The sequence below is a fragment of the Streptomyces sp. NPDC086519 genome, from assembly GCF_040686075.1.
Lineage (GTDB): Bacteria > Actinomycetota > Actinomycetes > Streptomycetales > Streptomycetaceae > Streptomyces > Streptomyces shenzhenensis.
The window spans coordinates 1-14,507 of record NZ_JBFBJL010000120.1 but is presented as its reverse complement, the minus strand read 5'-3'; the positions used below and the strand labels follow the sequence as shown (position 1 = coordinate 14,507).

The window sequence follows — 14,507 nt, the reverse complement described above, 5'->3', positions numbered from 1 at the left end:
ACACGTCGAAGTACAGCTCGAACTCTAACGGGATCTCTGCCACCTGTGGGAACGACCTAGAACCGCGCTGACCTGCATGTTTGACCGTTGGGACACGTTGGGGAACGCTAAGAACGTTGGAATGTTCTGCGGACTCATTGCGGACCGCAAGCGTCACTGACAGTCGCACTGTACGCGAAGGGGCCCCTTGCCTGACTCCACCAGGCGAGGGGCCCTTTTTTGCGTTCCGCCCGACTCCACCAGGCGGCCCGCCAGTCAGTCGAGGTCGTACTCCGACGACAACTCGCGGCCGGCGCCGAGGTAGTCGACGGCGTACTCGGTCGGTTCGCCGTTCTGGTCCCAGTAGTGGTTGATCACGACGATGGTCCGGGTGCCCGCTTCGACTTCCAGCGGCCCGGCGACGTCCTCGGGGACCTCGCGGAGCGCCACCGTGTCCCGGCGTCGGGCGACGCGCCGCCCGGTCCGATCCTCAATCAGTCCGAACGTCATCTTGGGCAACGGCGCAGCCTCAAGGAACTCCGGCGTCTGGTCGGCGAGGTCGCCAGAGATCCACGTGGTGGACACGGTCACGACGCCCGCGCCATCGAGGTACCGCCGGCGCCGGCGCCCGACCTCGGCACCGGCATCCAACCCGAGGGCGTCGGCGACTTCCTGGGATGCCGCTTCCCTCACGACGTCGAGGATCTCGACGCGTTCGTCGGCGCCGATGGTCGCCGTGCCAGCTTGCAGCTTGGCGAGCCGGTCGGCGCCCGCAGTCAGCTTCTTCGGCCTGGTGACGATGGTCCCGACGCCTGGCGTTGCCGTTGCGTAGCCCTCTGCCCGTAGGACGCCAGGGACCCGTGCGGCCGTGGCTCGGCTGACGCCTTCGCTCTCCATGATCTGACTCACCGAGGGGACGCGATCACCCGGCTGGAGTTCACCGCTCTCGATCCTGGCGATGATCTGCGCCGCGATGCGCTGGTAAGGCGGCAGCCCCTCAAGATCTCGAACCATCCGAAGCTTCCTCCATTCTAGAATGTTCTGGAACTTTCCTTGACTTCCGAAGGTGTTCTAGAACATCCTAGTCCTGTGCCCGCCAAGCGACATAGCGGACAGCAAGCCATGCAAACGAAAGGCCCCAACGGGGTGTTCACGGTGCTCGTAACACCGTGCCCGCTGAGGCCACGCATCCAAGAGTTGAGGTCTCAGATGCACGTTGAGCTTATCTCGCCTGCCCAGGCGCAGGCTCCCGAGAGCGCGGAACCGCTTCGGGTCAAGGACATCGCCACCGCTCTCCGCGTGGACCCGTCCACCGTGTACGCGGAGATCAAGGCGGGTCGGCTGGAGTCCTACCGGGTCGGTACGGGCCGCGGCACGATCCGCGTCTCGCGTACCGCCTTCACGCAGTACCTCGCCGAGCGCGGCATCCCCGCCGCGGAACTGGCGGTGGCGCTGTGACGCACTCTGCCATCACCCAGCACGTCCAGGCTCTCAGCCTTCCCGCCATTCCTCAGCAGCCCACGGCCGCCGACCAGTCGGAGCCGGCCGAGCCGCGGACGTGGACGTTCGTCAACCGCCGCACCGGTCAGCCCTTCACGTACACGTGCATGGCGGGCTGCACCCTCAACCACGTCGAGGACGTCGAGCACCCGGTGTTCCCCGAGGACGTGTGGTGCTGGTTCTGGGACGACTCCCTGACGCTGCCGGTCACCGAGAACGGCAGCCCGGAAGAGTTCCGGGTCCTGTCGACGGTCATCAAGGTCGAGCCGTGGTCCGGGAAGGTGTCGGAGCGGCTGCCGTTCGCGGTGGTCGAGCTGGTCGACGACCACTTCATCGACGGCCTCGACCCGGACGGCCTGGAGACGGTCATCAACACCCTGGCCGCCCGCGTGGAGCGGATGCGCCAGACGCACCGCCGCCTGCTCGAGGTCCGCGAGCAGTACAAGCAGCAGGCCGCCCGTAACGAGCGGGGTGCACTCTGATGCCGCGCCGTAACCGTAACGTCTCCACGGTCCGCGTCGAGCCCGCACCCAACCTGGCCCGCGCGCTGCAGAGCTGGACCCTGGAACCTCGCACCGTGCCGGTCAAGCCGTCCGCCAAGCGTCGCCGCTTCCGCGTCTATGGGGGCGCGGCATGAACGACGACGTCCGCGACCTGCTCGCCGCGGTCCTGGAGGCCCTCGACATCCCGCACCCCGCCACCGTCGGCGGTGACGAGGTGTACAGCCGGATCCGCAACGACCGCGCCACGCACGTCGTGGTCGCCCTGCGCTCCGTCCTCGACGACAAGCCGCTCATGGGCATCGAGTGGACCACCGCCTACCTGCGCGAGCAGCTGACGCTTCACCCGGCGACCGGGTACGTCACCGTCGCCCAGGCGCACGCCGCGCTCGCCGAGGGAAAGACGTGGTCCGAGGCCGTCGCCCTGCCCGCCGGGGAGGACCAGTGACCGCCTGCTGGCCCGTCCGGCGCCCGACCGAGCACGCCGCATTGCGCAGCCTCGCCCGGTCGTCCCGCCCTGCCCCGTCCGTCCCGGCCTTGATGGCCGCCCTGCTCGACGCCAACGACCGCCGCGACCGCGAGGGCGTGTGCCTGGCCGCTCACCGTGTCGTACGGGCCTCCGAGCCGGGGGTTGGCGAATGAACAACGACCTTGACCGCATGCGTGCGGCGGAAGCCAAAGCGCACCAGGTCGTCCGTACCGTCGCCGACTTCGACGGCGGTACGGGGCCGTACCTGATGGTCGCCGTGATCGACCCGGAGACGCACATCCGTCTCGCTACCGGGTTCGTCGCCGTCGACTCCACCGCCGGCCCGGTCCGGCATCTGAGGAGCGTGTCGTGAAGAACGATGTGCTGAAGTGGGCCGCCCTCGCGGCGGCCCTCGTCGCCACCGCGTCGGCTGAGTACGAGCTGGCCCGACAGGTCGGTTTCAACCAGTGGGTGGCCGGCGCGGTGCCGGGCGCCCTGGACATCTACACGGTGCGGGCGATGCGCGCCCACAAGGACGTTCTCGCCGCGGTCGTTGCGATGATCGGCGTGAACGCTGCCAGTCACCTGGTGACCGCCGGCCTGCTGCCGGTGAACGTGCCGCTCGTCGTCGCCGTGTCCGCCATTGCCCCGCTGGTGCTGTGGCGAGTGCACGCCCTGCGCATCGAGGACGCGGTTGACCCGCAGATCGTGCGGGTCAACCTTCCCGAGACCGCCGAGGGACACGAGGTAGTCCGTACCCCGGTCGAACCGGAGCCGTACCCGGCGCTTCCGGAACCTGTACCTGCCGTACCCGAGGCCGTACCTGCGGGCGCCCGGCTGCTGCCGGTGTTCGAGTGCCCCGGGGAGCTGAACCGGGCCCTCCGAAACGAAATCCGAAACGAAACCCCGGCGCCCGTACTCGCCGCCGAGCCCCCGCGCACCCGCGTCGAGGTACGGGTCGGAGACGTACCCGACTGGACCGTCGACGGCACCTACGCCGACGAGTCCGGCGATCCGGGCGGGCCGGACGAGGAGCCGGTGTACCCGGATCCGCTGATCCCGCAGGTACGGGCCGACTTCGGCGACCAGGTGCCGGGTGTGCGCCGCCTGAAAGAGACGTACAGCATCGGTCAGCCGCGCGCCCAGCGCATCCGTAACGAACTGATGGGGGTGCCCTCGTGAAGTGGATTCTGGTGGGCGGGCTGCTCGCCCTGCTGATGCTGTACCCGGCCCTGCTCACGCTGGTCGCAGTCGTCGCCGTCTGGCTGCTGGGCAAGCCCGTCCTGGTCGCGTTCGGGGCCGGTATCGCTGCGGGCCTGCGCCTGCCGCAGCTGCGGAGGTGGGCGCGATGAGCGACGCCCTGCAAAAGGCCATCGATGCCGCCACGGAGGCCGCGTCGGAGACGGAGCGGCTGGAGGTCATGCGGGCCGCGGTCATCGCCCAAGCGGTCGCCCAGGGCCTGCAGGCGATGCAGACGCAGAACACTCAGCCGGCCGCCCCGCAGAAGCCGTTCGACGCCCGGAAGTGGGTGGTGATCGGCGGGGTCGTCGTCTCCGTCGGCCTGGTTGGCTCGCTGTTCGCCGCCGCCCTCGCCCTGGTGGCTGTCGCGGTCGCCGTCGGCGGCACCTGCGCCACGGCCTGCCTGATGATCCTGCGCTCAATGTGGCGCGACCTCAACGGCGGCAAGTAGCCCCGAACCGGAAGGAGTTCCACAGATGAGCCAGCTTTCCCGCGCCGCCGCCTACCCGGCCGTGTACGCGCTGCTGCGCATCGCCGCCGACACCGCCGACCACTGGGTCCAGAGCGACCACCAGGCCCAGCACAAGGCCAAGCCCGGCCGTGAGGGGCACGTCGCCCTCGCCGGACACGTCGCCACCTACACCGCCACGCAGGCTGCTGCGCTCCTAGTCGGAAACCGGCTCCTCGGCCTCGGCCTCCGCGGTCGCAGCATGGCCGCAGCGCTCGCCCTGTCCGGTGCCACGCACTACCTGATCGACCGGCGTTGGCCCGTCCGCCGTGCCGCCGAGGCCCTCGGCAAGGGGGCGTTCTACGAGCTCGGCGGCCCCCTCGGGGGCGCGTACCTGCTTGACCAGGCCACGCATCACCTCGTCGAGGGCATCGCCGCCTTCATCGCCGTCCGCGACCACTGACCCGAAGGGAATCGACATGACCCGCGAACAGCACCTCAAGTTGGCCGCCGCCGCCGTGACCCGTGCCGAACGGCTCGCCGCCGACGCCGAGCGGTACGCCACCAACCCCGACTACCCGCACAGGACGGCACCGCTCGCCGCGGCCGGCGCCCTGTGGAGCGACATCGCCCGCACCCACACCTGCATCGCCGCCGCCCTGCCCGAGACGGAGGCTCAGGACTGATGGCCGCCGATGACCTGAGCTTCTCGGACTTCACGGTCGGCGAGCGGATGCGCATCGCGGGCCTCACAGCCCGGATGGCCAAGCGTGGCGTGGCCGGACCGGACGTCGACCTGAGCGACCTTCAGGCGCGCGTCGAACGCATCGAGAACCAGGCCCGCCGCCGCAAGACCAAGAAGCCCTGAGTACGCCACGGGGCGCCCGTACCCGGCCAGGTACACCCGGGCGCCCCGTGTCCCGGACCGCCCATCAGAACGACCGGAGGAACCATCGTGACGGACACCGTCGCACTCACCAAAACCGACGAGCCGGGTACACCCGTACCTGCCGTACCCGACGAGCCGGGTACACCCGTACCTGCCGTACCCGACGAGCCGGGTACACCGAGTACGCCCGTACCCGTCGACAACCCGAACCTGCCCGCACCGGACGCCACCGACGAGAAGCGGAAGCCGATCCTGCCCGCCTGGGTAAGGGACCGGACCGAGTTCGAGGCAGCCGCAAAGCACGCCGCGACCCGTCTCGGGTACGCGTCGATGTACCACGGGGTACGGGCACCCTGGTACTCCCTGCAGCTGGCGATGATGGCGCCGCGCGGCGCATGCCGCTTCATCGCGACCACCAACCGGTGGGTGTGGGACCGGGAGGCTGCTCCCTTGCGGGACTTCGCCGTCCGCACCGAGGACGTCGAGGAGTACATGCGCCTGGCCCGGCTGCGCGGCAACCGCGTTCGGCTGCGCGGCCTGGTCACCGTCGTTGCCGCGGTGTTCGGCCTCGGGTTCGCCCTGTGGCTGTACGTCCTCGCCCCCGAGTTCCTGTACGTCTTCGCCGCCGGCGGGGTCCTCACCATGGGCTACTTCGGCCAGCAGCCGGACGCCCCGGTCATCGGGCCCGCCGTGATGCGCACCGAGCTGCAGAAGCTGACGGGCACGATCGTGCTGCGCGCCCTCGACGCCATCGGCAACCCGAAGATCAGCGCCGCCATCAAGCGCGGCGGCGACATGGACGGCATGCGGTTCACCTCGGAGATCACCCGCGACGGCCCCGGCTACCGCGCCGACCTCGACCTTCCCTACGGCGTCACCCCCGACGACGTCATGGAGAAGCGGGAGGCCCTGGCGTCGGGCCTGCGCCGCAAGGTGGGCTGCGTGTGGCCGTCCGGCGACGAGAACGAGCACGAAGGCCGCCTGGTGCTCTGGGTCGGCGACCGGCCGATGAACGAAACCAGCAAGCCCGCATGGCCGCTGCTGAAGGACGGGCAGGTCGACCTGTTCAAGCCGATCGTGTTCGGCAACGACCAGCGGATGCGCTGGGTCGAGGTCACCCTCATGTTCGCCGCGATCGTCATCGGCTCCGTACCCCGCATGGGCAAGACGTTCCTGCTGCGCCTGCTGCTGCTGATCTGCGCCCTCGACCCGCGAGCCTGGCTGCTCGCGTTCGACCTGAAGGGAACCGGAGACCTCGGCGCCCTCGAACCCGTCTGCCACCGCTACCGGGCCGGCGAGGAAGACGAGGACATCGAGTACATCCTTCACGCCCTCCGCGAGATCAAGGAGGAGCTGCGACGCCGGGCGAAGGTCATCAAGTCGCTGCCGCGGTCCCGCTGCCCGGAGTCGAAGGTCACGGCCGCGCTCGCCAACGACAAGAGCCTCGGCCTGCACCCGATCGCCATCGGCATCGACGAGTGCCAGGTCGTCTTCGAGCACGAGAAGTACGGCGCTGAGATCGAGTCCATCTGCACCGATATCACCAAGAGGGGTCCGGCGCTGGGCATCATCGGCATGTTCGCCACCCAGCGGCCTGACTCCAAGTCGCTGCCCACCGGGATCAGCGCCAACGCCATTCTGCGGTTCTGCCTGAAGGTGATGAACCACCAGGCCAACGACATGGTTCTCGGCACCGGCATGTACAAGAGCGGCATCCGCGCGACCATGTTCAGCCGCCGCGACCTCGGCATCTGCTACATGGCCGGCGAGGGCGACGACCCGCGCATCGTGGCGTCCGCATTCGTCGACGCCCCCAAGGCCGAACTCGTCGTCACCCGAGCCCGGAAGATGCGCGAGGAGTACGGGAACATCACCGGTCACGCCCTCGGCGAGGGACCTGCGCTGACCGCCGGCCTCGACATCCTCGGCGACACCCTCAAGTCCGTCGGTATCGACGAGAAAGCCGTGTGGTGCGAGCGGATCGCCGCACGCCTCGCCGAGATGCGCCCCGACGTGTACGGCGAATGGAAGGGCGAGAACGTCACGGCCGCACTCAAGCCGTGGGGTGTGCGCACCGACCAGGTCTGGGGCAACGACGACGCTGGCGAGGGCAAGAACCGGCGCGGCATCAAGCGTGCCGACCTGGTCGCCGCCATCGCCCGCCGCGACGCCGACCGGGCCGCCGCCTAGCCCCGATCACGGCCGCTAGATCTAGCAGCCCGAAACGCTAGATCTAGCGGCCCCACTAGCAACGAATCAAGCCCCTGACCAGGCAACTAGCGTCTAGCGGGGGTGCCCCTGAAACCCCGGGAATCGCCCGGATCGGAGGGAGGAAGACCTCATGCTGACTGCTATGGCCGCAGGGTTCCTGTGGGCTGGCGGATACGCCGTGCTGTGCTGGGCCAAGCCGTTCGCGCCGTGCCGGAAGTGCCGCGGCCTCGGCGCGGTGGAACGGTTCGGGAAGCCCCGGATGTGCCCGCGCTGCCACGGCAAGCTGCTCCGGCTGCGGGTCGGCCGGCGCCTGCACAACTACTGGCGCCGCACCCGCGATGCAGGAACCGCTCCTAGTCGTCCGCAGCCTTGATGGCTCGCTCGACGGCTTGCAGTTCGCGCTCAAGCTCGTCCTTCCGGGTGCGGACCGCGCGCAGCTGCTGGCTCGCAGATGCGTAAGCGGCCATCAACTGCACTTCCTGCTGATGCCCTTGGTCGAGCTCGTCGCGCAGCTCAGCCGCGCGCTTCTTCAGATCGTGAGCGGAGCCTTGGACCCGCGGCGGATTCAGTAGCGGGTCCAACTCCAGATTGAGCAGTTGCGCGAGCGCCGCCACCTCGTCGAGGGGCACCGGCCGCTTACCGGCCTCAGTCCGCGTGATCGCAAGCGGATTCACCTCCCTGCCGAGCAGGGAACCGAGGCGCTTGGCCAAGTCCGCCTGCGTCCACTGGCGGTTCTCCCGTGCCGTGCGCACCAGCGCACCGAATGACTCTCCAACGCCATCAAACTTCATGAGGTGAAAGTAGCGACTTCCCCTCACGACTTCAACAGTGGTACCTTCCAGCCATCGCTACGTGAAGCAGACTGCTTCACGAGAAGAAGGAAGATCATGGGATCTCTCGCCGACAAGATCGAGAAGTACCTGACAACCGAAGAGGTGGCCCGCCGTTACCGCACGAGCCCCGGCACTGTCCGGTACTGGCGGCACATCGGCTACATCCCCGAGGGCGTCAAGCGCGGCCGACGCGTCCTCTACGACCCGGACGTCCTCGACAAGTGGGACACGGAGCAGGCCGGAGGCGCCGCAGCATGACCAGGAACGCAGAGAAGGGGCCGGTGGACACGGCCCCTTCTCAGGAAAAGTGCGCGGCGGGCGCAAAACCCATCGTGCCACAGCTCATCGCTCGCCCGGTACCCGTGCAGACGTCCGGCCGTACAGAGTTCGCTGCCCGCTGCCCGCAGTGCCGTGACTGGCATCGGCACGTCGGGCTCGGCGAGAAGGACGCCCCATGTGGCGCCCACTACCGGCTGGAGTTCGCCAACAAGGGGGCAGCGTGAGCAACCACGACAACGCGCTCGCCGCGGCGCTGCACGCCATCGAGTGGGGATACGAGGTGTTCCCCCTCTCGATCAATAAGACGCCGATCATCAAGTCCCCGCACGACAAGGGACACAACTGCCAGGGCATGCACCAGTGCGGAGCACCCGGGCACGGAGTCGGCGACGCCACCAGCGACCCCGAGCTGATCCGCTGGCTGTTCGACCAGGCCCCCAAAGCTGTCGGCTACGGCATCCGCTGCGGCGCCCGGCTCGTCGGCCTCGACCTCGACCGCAAGGAAGGCGTCGACGGGGTCGCCACCCTCAACCGGCTCGCCGGCCGCCACGGCTTCGACGTGCCCCGCACCACCACTGTGTGCACCCCCTCCGGCGGCTTCCACCTGTGGCTGGCCGTACCCGGCGGCACGATCGTCCCCAACAGCGTCGGCAAGGTCGGCCCCGGCATCGACGTCCGCAGCAGCCGCGGATACCTCGTCGGCCCCGGCTCCATCGGCCGCAAAGGCGAATACATCCTGCACCCCAAGACCGGCTACATCGAGCCCCAGCCGATCCCCGAGCAGCTGCTCACGCTCATGCTGCCGCCCGCGTCCCGGCCGCAGTCCAACCGGCCCCGTGCGGCTATGCCCGTCAACGGCGTCAGTCGGGCCCTGGACGGGCTCGTGCGGGTCGTCCTCAACTCCACCGAAGGCAACCGCAACGACCGTCTCTACTGGGCTGCAGCGAAAGCGTGGGAGCACGTGAGGGACGGACATGTCGCGGCCAGCGACGTTGAGGGCCCGCTCGTCGAAGCGGCTATCCGGGTCGGCCTGGGTGCGGGTGAGGCTGCCCGCACGGTCGCATCTGCAGGGCGGGGGGTGGCGGCGTGACCGACGACGAACGGACGATGCCACCGCCCACGAACCCGATGGCCGTGGCTCGCGAGCTGGCGCCCGCCTGGCATCACGACGCTACAGGCCTGCTGACGCGCCGGTACTGGCGCGGTACGTGGATGCGCTGGGAGGGCTCGTACTGGCGCGAGATGGACGACCAGGAAGTACGGGCGTCGCTGTACAAGAAGCTGGAGCACGCCCTGTTCATTTACATCACGCCCAAGGGCGAGGAGCAGGTGCGGAGCTGGGCTCCCACCAAGCGGAAGATTTCCGACCTGATGGAGGCGATCTCTGCCGTCACCCACCTGCGGCCGTCCGTCGATGCCCCGCAGTGGATCACCCGAGACGGGCTGAGTCGGGACTCTGACACTTCTAATACGCACGGAACCGAAAGCCCGATCGTGGCCTGCACCAACGGCCTGTTGAGGGTCGCCGACCGCGAGTTGATGCCGCTCACCCCAGGGTTCTTCAACCTCGTGTCGGTGCCGTTCGACTACGACCCCGAGGCGACCGCCCCGACGTGGGAACAGTTCCTCGCCGGGGTCTGGCCTGACAGCCCTGAGTCCATCGCCGCCCTGCAGGAGTGGTTCGGTTACGTCCTGTCCGGGCGCACCGACCAGCAGAAGATCGTGCTCATCGTCGGCCCTACCCGGTCCGGCAAGGGAACGATCGCGCGGATCCTGACGAACCTGGTCGGCAAGGGGAACATGGCCGGTCCGACGCTCGCCGGCCTGGCCACCAACTTCGGTCTGTCGCCCTTGCTGGGGAAGTCCCTGGCGGTCATCTCTGACGCGCGGCTCGCCGGGAAGGACGGGCACCAGGTCGTCGAGCGGCTGCTCACCATCTCCGGTGAGGACACCATCGACGTCGACCGCAAGTTCAAGGACCCGTGGACGGGCAAGATGCCGACCCGTCTGATGATCCTGTCCAACGAGCTGCCCAACTTCGGCGACGCCTCCGGGGTGATCGCCCGCCGGTTCATCGTCCTCAACATGCAGGTCTCTTGGCTCGGCCGGGAAGACACCGACCTCACCGACAAGCTCGCCGCGGAGATGCCCGGCATCCTGAACTGGGCACTGGACGGGCTCGCCCGCCTGGAGAAGAACGGCCACATCACAGAGCCCCCCGGCTCAGCCGACGCCGTCACGACGATGCAGGACACCGCGTCGCCGACGTCCGCCTTCGTCCGGGAGTGCTGCGACAAGGGCCCCACGTGCGAAGTCACCGTCGATGAGCTGTGGGACGCCTGGAAGGAGTGGGCCGAAGATCAGGGCATCCGTCCCGGATCCAAGGCCATGCTCGGCCGCAACCTGCAGTCGGTCGTACCGCAGGCGAAACGAACACGGCCCCGCGACGACTCCGGCAGGCAGATCCCGACCTACTCCGGAATCGCCCTGAAGAGTACGACCCACAATGGCCAGAGTCCCGACTCAACCCGTCTCAAGCCGGGCTCTGAGTCGCTGAGACGGGCTGAGACGGGACTCAGCCCATTGTGGGCTCAGCATGAGAACAGCCCGAAGTGTGCGGGCTGTGGCTTCCCCTTCGAACCCCTGGAACCCGGACAGACCAGGCACCCGGGATGTGAGGCCGCGTGAGCCGCAAGCAGGGCAAGAAGAGGAGCGGCCGCATCTGCCGCCTCTGCCAGCGGTACGCCGGGAACCGCGCCGTCTGCTCAACCTGCAGCCCCCGTCGCGCCACCCGAACCCACCGAGACAAGTACGCCCAGGAGACGTCATGAGCACCCCCTACCAGCAGGCGTTCAACACCCCCGTTGAGCAGCTGCGCGCCACCTTCCAGCGCGGCCTCGACAACGTCCGCGCCCGCCAAGACCTCACCCCCCAGGCCCGAGAGGTCGCCATCGCCCGCGCCTACCGTGCCGCCCGCGACGGACTCGCCCGCGCCCAGCAGTCCGACGCCGACCGCTACCGCCGGCAGCGCGCCCTCCTCGAACGCCAGCTGTTCGGCGGGGACGACAGCAGCGGATACAACGCACTCAGCGCGAGGGACGCACGAGAGAAGGCAGCACAGCTCACCGACCCCCGCGAAGCACACGCAGCCTTCCAGCGAGCACAGCGAGACGGCGACACCGACTACGCCAAGGCCATCGCAGCCCGAGCAGCCGACCTCGCCTCACAGCCCATCGTCGGCCAGGCATGGCAGCCCATCGTCGCCAGCTACGTGCAGGGCAACGACCGCAGGGCCAAGGCCTACCAGGAACTCGCCGAACTCGCCGACCCGAGCAGCGGACTCGACTTCACCTACATCCTCCCGAAGCCGAGGGAGATCGACGCCTACCAGGACCACCAGATCGACGCCATCGCAGGCTCCGACCTCGGGGTCTACGGCGACGGACCGCAAGCCGCATGAGGTGAACCCAAGACTCGGCGTGAACGGCATCGCAGGAGTGACACCGAAGACGCTTCCGCGAACCGATGGTGACGAGCAGTCTCATTCCTCCAGGGGCGACTGCACGCGATCACCAGCGTCGACCGCGGTCCGGCCGGACCCTTCAGCCTCCGGCCGGACCGCACCCCTACCCCCACCCCCCACCGGGGGGCAGGGGCAAGGGCAGAGACAAGACAAAGATCAAAACATCAAAGATCAAACAACGAAGATCGAAAGCAAAGATCAATTCAGTTGTTGATCAACGATCAGAACAACATCAACAACAGCATCAAGGCGACGGGACGACACACCCGACACGGCCACACCAGGGCACCAGGCGACCCGCCAGACGCCGGACGCCACCATCCCATGCCCCACCCAGGGGTGGGGGGTTAGGGCCCCCGGCGGCCCTCCAGGGACCGGGACCGTATACCTGCTGCCAGTCGCTGCATCGCAGAAACGTTGGATTTACCAGGGAGGCCAGGCTATGGCAGACGACGAGAACACCCCTCCGCCGGCCCCTGAAGGGCTCGGGGAGCGTGGTCTGAGGCTGTGGACGGACACGCTCGCGGACCTCGAAATGGACCCCGACGAGCTGCTGTTGTTGGAAGAGGCGTGTCGTCTGGCGGACGAGCTGGACGAGATGGGCGTGCTCCTGGCCAACTCGGCGATGCTGTCGAAGGGTTCGCGCGGGCAGCCGGTCGCCAACCCGTTGATCCGTGAGATTCGCGGGCATCGTCTGGCGTTGTCGCGAGTGCTGCGGCAGCTGGGGGCGACACGTCCGGGCGAGGACGAGCAGGAGCGGCTGACACCGTCGCAGCGGGGGCGTAAGGCTGCGCTGGCCCGGCATCACGGGGCGCGCTCCCTGGCTCCGGTCCGCCCGATCTGGCCGCCGAAGCAGGGGGATGCGTCGTGAGCCGGCCGAGGCGCCGTTCGGCGCTGGATGAGATGCCGTTGCACGTGTCGGAGATGCAGCCGGACCGGTACCGGCAGCTGGCGGAGGAACACCTCGAGGCCCGGCCGGACGACACGTTGGGGGCCGCCATGGCGGTATGGCGGGCGTACCTGGCGGAGCGGCGGGATTGGATGCGGGATCACAAGGTGCGCCGCTACGTCGACGGCCGCGACACCCTGGGGACGCCGCGGCCTCCGATCGCCTGGGTGCGGTTGACGTTCGGCACGTCCGAGGTGCGGTGGCCGTCGTGAGCCGTCGGAGGCACCGGAGCCTTGCCCAGATGCCCGACTGTCTCGCTCGGTTCGACTGGCGCGAGTGGCGCCCGCCAGCCCCGGCCGACCACCCGGATCCGTCCTACGTCGAGTGGTACCTCGGGCTGGGGGACTGGCAGGCCGCGAAGGATGCGTGGCTGGCGGGCGAGCTGGTGCTGCTGCCGCCGGAGCGGCCCTTGCCGGACCCGATCCCGTACACGGGAGTCCTGACGCCGATCGGCGGCCCGCATCGGCGTACCAATGAGGCCCCGGTGGAATCCCGCGGCCGGCGCATCCGAACACACTGAGTCAGAGAGAGGACCGAAGGTGGCGAGCAAGAGCATCAAGAAGAGGCCGAACGGGAAGTGGCGGGCCCGGTACCGGGACCTGGCGGGCAAGGAGCACGCCCGGCACTTCGACCGGAAGGTCGACGGGGAACGCTGGCTCGACGAGGTGACGGCCGCGCTGGTGACGCACACCTATGTCGACCCGAAGGAGAAGAAGGTCACGGTCGACCAGTGGTGCGACCTGTGGATCGAGTCCTATGCGAAGCGCGAGTCGACGGTGCGGCAGGCGAAGGTGCACCTGGCGCAGATCCGCAAGGAGTTCGGGCCGCTGCCGCTCATGGCGGTCGACGAGATGGCGGTGAAGCGGTGGATGGCCCGGCTGCTCCGGGACGGCGCCTCCCAGTCGTACCGGTTCGCTCTGCACAGTCGTCTGTCGCAGGTGATGCGGGCCGCGGTACGGGCGAAGAAGCTCACGGTCAATCCGTGCTCGCGGGAGACGTCGCCGGGCGGCGGCAAGCAGCGTCCCTACGTCTGCACGGACGCGCAGCTGTGGCAGCTGTACGAGACGGCAGAGGAGAAGTACCGGCCGGCAATCCTGCTGGGGGCGTTCGCAGGCCTGCGCGTTGCCGAGGCGTGCGGGCTGCGCCTGGCCGACGTCGACATCGACGGGATGACGGTCACGCCGACGGTGCAGTACCCGGCGGAGCCGCTGAAGACGGAGTCGAGCGTCGCGGCCGTGCCGATCCCGGACGTCTTCGCTGGTGAGCTGAAGCGGCTCATCGACGGCCGCACGGACGGATGGCTCCTGCTCGACGACGGCGGCGCGCAGCTGGGGCCGTGGAAGGTCGAGCGGCACATGCGCCGGATCCGCAGGCAGGTGCCGGGGCTGTCGCCGGAGTTCCGGTTCCACGATCTTCGGCACTACTACGCGTCCATGCTCATCGCGTCCGGCGCAGACGTGAAGGTCGTGCAGCAGAGGCTGCGGCACTCGAAGGCCACGACGACGCTGAACACATACGGTCACCTCTGGCCCGACTCTGACCAGTCGACCAGGGCCGCCGTCGGCAAGGCCATGGGGCCCTTGATCAACAATGCTGCGGACCCTGTGCGGACTGTCGATGAGTCCGCACAGGGTCCGTCCAGCGTAGAGCCCTGTTGATCTTTACACGTCGAAGTACAGCTCGAACTC

23 protein-coding genes are annotated in these 14,507 nt (G+C 68.7%); 21 read left to right on the top strand and 2 right to left on the bottom strand.

The window, feature by feature from the left end:
* Positions 1-255 precede the first annotated feature (255 nt).
* Positions 256-993: a GntR family transcriptional regulator gene (locus AB0P24_RS46635; protein WP_365805364.1), complete on the bottom strand. Its 738-nt coding sequence runs from the start codon at positions 991-993 to the stop codon at positions 256-258.
* Positions 994-1,188: 195 nt separating this feature from the next.
* Here AB0P24_RS46635 and AB0P24_RS46630 point away from each other — a divergent pair, with 195 nt between their 5' ends.
* The 13 genes from AB0P24_RS46630 to AB0P24_RS46570 all read left to right on the top strand — a co-directional run bounded on the left by AB0P24_RS46630 (position 1,189) and on the right by AB0P24_RS46570 (position 7,608).
* A complete protein-coding gene (locus AB0P24_RS46630; protein ID WP_365805362.1) occupies positions 1,189-1,437 on the top strand; it encodes a helix-turn-helix domain-containing protein in 249 nt (82 codons plus the stop codon).
* Positions 1,434-1,961 carry a hypothetical protein gene (locus tag AB0P24_RS46625; protein WP_365805360.1) on the top strand — a complete coding sequence of 176 codons (528 nt, stop codon included), beginning with the start codon at positions 1,434-1,436 and terminating at the stop codon, positions 1,959-1,961. The genes AB0P24_RS46630 and AB0P24_RS46625 overlap by 4 nt, the downstream gene beginning before the upstream one ends.
* The gene (locus AB0P24_RS46620; RefSeq protein ID WP_365805358.1) at positions 1,961-2,116 is read left to right on the top strand and encodes a hypothetical protein; all 156 of its coding nucleotides are present in this window, start codon (positions 1,961-1,963) and stop codon (positions 2,114-2,116) included. The genes AB0P24_RS46625 and AB0P24_RS46620 overlap by 1 nt, the downstream gene beginning before the upstream one ends.
* Entirely contained in the window at positions 2,113-2,427 is a 315-nt protein-coding gene (locus AB0P24_RS46615) for a hypothetical protein (protein WP_365805356.1), read from the top strand. Before AB0P24_RS46620 ends, AB0P24_RS46615 begins: the two co-directional genes overlap by 4 nt.
* Before the next feature lie 211 nt (positions 2,428-2,638).
* Entirely contained in the window at positions 2,639-2,821 is a 183-nt protein-coding gene (locus tag AB0P24_RS46610) for a hypothetical protein (protein ID WP_365805354.1), read from the top strand.
* Complete coding sequence (locus tag AB0P24_RS46605) at positions 2,818-3,630, top strand: hypothetical protein (RefSeq protein WP_365805352.1); 813 nt, start codon at positions 2,818-2,820, stop codon at positions 3,628-3,630. The genes AB0P24_RS46610 and AB0P24_RS46605 overlap by 4 nt, the downstream gene beginning before the upstream one ends.
* Complete coding sequence (locus AB0P24_RS46600; RefSeq protein WP_365805350.1) at positions 3,627-3,800, top strand: hypothetical protein; 174 nt, start codon at positions 3,627-3,629, stop codon at positions 3,798-3,800. The genes AB0P24_RS46605 and AB0P24_RS46600 overlap by 4 nt, the downstream gene beginning before the upstream one ends.
* On the top strand, positions 3,797-4,138 hold the full coding sequence (locus AB0P24_RS46595) for a hypothetical protein (protein ID WP_365805348.1): 342 nt from the start codon (positions 3,797-3,799) through the stop codon (positions 4,136-4,138). Before AB0P24_RS46600 ends, AB0P24_RS46595 begins: the two co-directional genes overlap by 4 nt.
* Positions 4,139-4,163: 25 nt before the next feature.
* On the top strand, positions 4,164-4,598 hold the full coding sequence (locus AB0P24_RS46590) for a transcriptional regulator (RefSeq protein ID WP_365805346.1): 435 nt from the start codon (positions 4,164-4,166) through the stop codon (positions 4,596-4,598).
* A 16-nt stretch (positions 4,599-4,614) separates the two neighbouring features.
* Positions 4,615-4,821, top strand: a complete 207-nt coding sequence (locus AB0P24_RS46585) for a hypothetical protein (RefSeq protein ID WP_365805344.1) — start codon at positions 4,615-4,617, stop codon at positions 4,819-4,821.
* Positions 4,821-5,003, top strand: a complete 183-nt coding sequence (locus tag AB0P24_RS46580) for a DUF6257 family protein (protein ID WP_365805342.1) — start codon at positions 4,821-4,823, stop codon at positions 5,001-5,003. Before AB0P24_RS46585 ends, AB0P24_RS46580 begins: the two co-directional genes overlap by 1 nt.
* An 87-nt stretch (positions 5,004-5,090) precedes the next feature.
* Positions 5,091-7,214: a cell division protein FtsK gene (locus AB0P24_RS46575; RefSeq protein WP_365805340.1), complete on the top strand. Its 2,124-nt coding sequence runs from the start codon at positions 5,091-5,093 to the stop codon at positions 7,212-7,214.
* Between the two features lie 151 nt (positions 7,215-7,365).
* Positions 7,366-7,608: a hypothetical protein gene (locus AB0P24_RS46570; RefSeq protein WP_365805338.1), complete on the top strand. Its 243-nt coding sequence runs from the start codon at positions 7,366-7,368 to the stop codon at positions 7,606-7,608.
* Here AB0P24_RS46570 and AB0P24_RS46565 read toward each other — a convergent pair.
* Positions 7,589-8,026: a helix-turn-helix transcriptional regulator gene (locus tag AB0P24_RS46565; RefSeq protein ID WP_365805336.1), complete on the bottom strand. Its 438-nt coding sequence runs from the start codon at positions 8,024-8,026 to the stop codon at positions 7,589-7,591. The genes AB0P24_RS46570 and AB0P24_RS46565 overlap by 20 nt on opposite strands.
* A gap of 96 nt (positions 8,027-8,122) precedes the next feature.
* On the opposite strand from AB0P24_RS46565, the gene AB0P24_RS46560 reads away from it, so the two are divergent.
* The 8 genes from AB0P24_RS46560 to AB0P24_RS46525 all read left to right on the top strand — a co-directional run bounded on the left by AB0P24_RS46560 (position 8,123) and on the right by AB0P24_RS46525 (position 14,477).
* Positions 8,123-8,326 (top strand): helix-turn-helix domain-containing protein, encoded by a 204-nt coding sequence (locus AB0P24_RS46560; protein ID WP_365805334.1) that lies wholly within the window; start codon positions 8,123-8,125, stop codon positions 8,324-8,326.
* Positions 8,327-8,567: 241 nt separating this feature from the next.
* Positions 8,568-9,437 carry a bifunctional DNA primase/polymerase gene (locus tag AB0P24_RS46555; RefSeq protein ID WP_365805332.1) on the top strand — a complete coding sequence of 290 codons (870 nt, stop codon included), beginning with the start codon at positions 8,568-8,570 and terminating at the stop codon, positions 9,435-9,437.
* Positions 9,434-11,035, top strand: a complete 1,602-nt coding sequence (locus AB0P24_RS46550; protein WP_365805330.1) for a phage/plasmid primase, P4 family — start codon at positions 9,434-9,436, stop codon at positions 11,033-11,035. Before AB0P24_RS46555 ends, AB0P24_RS46550 begins: the two co-directional genes overlap by 4 nt.
* Before the next feature lie 139 nt (positions 11,036-11,174).
* A complete protein-coding gene (locus AB0P24_RS46545; protein ID WP_365805328.1) occupies positions 11,175-11,807 on the top strand; it encodes a hypothetical protein in 633 nt (210 codons plus the stop codon).
* Between the two features lie 505 nt (positions 11,808-12,312).
* Complete coding sequence (locus AB0P24_RS46540) at positions 12,313-12,741, top strand: hypothetical protein (RefSeq protein ID WP_365805326.1); 429 nt, start codon at positions 12,313-12,315, stop codon at positions 12,739-12,741.
* Positions 12,742-12,785: 44 nt separating this feature from the next.
* Complete coding sequence (locus AB0P24_RS46535) at positions 12,786-13,031, top strand: hypothetical protein (RefSeq protein ID WP_365805324.1); 246 nt, start codon at positions 12,786-12,788, stop codon at positions 13,029-13,031.
* 29 nt (positions 13,032-13,060) lie between these two features.
* The gene (locus tag AB0P24_RS46530; protein WP_365805322.1) at positions 13,061-13,339 is read left to right on the top strand and encodes a hypothetical protein; all 279 of its coding nucleotides are present in this window, start codon (positions 13,061-13,063) and stop codon (positions 13,337-13,339) included.
* A gap of 19 nt (positions 13,340-13,358) precedes the next feature.
* Positions 13,359-14,477: a site-specific integrase gene (locus tag AB0P24_RS46525; protein ID WP_365805320.1), complete on the top strand. Its 1,119-nt coding sequence runs from the start codon at positions 13,359-13,361 to the stop codon at positions 14,475-14,477.
* Positions 14,478-14,507 lie beyond the last annotated feature (30 nt).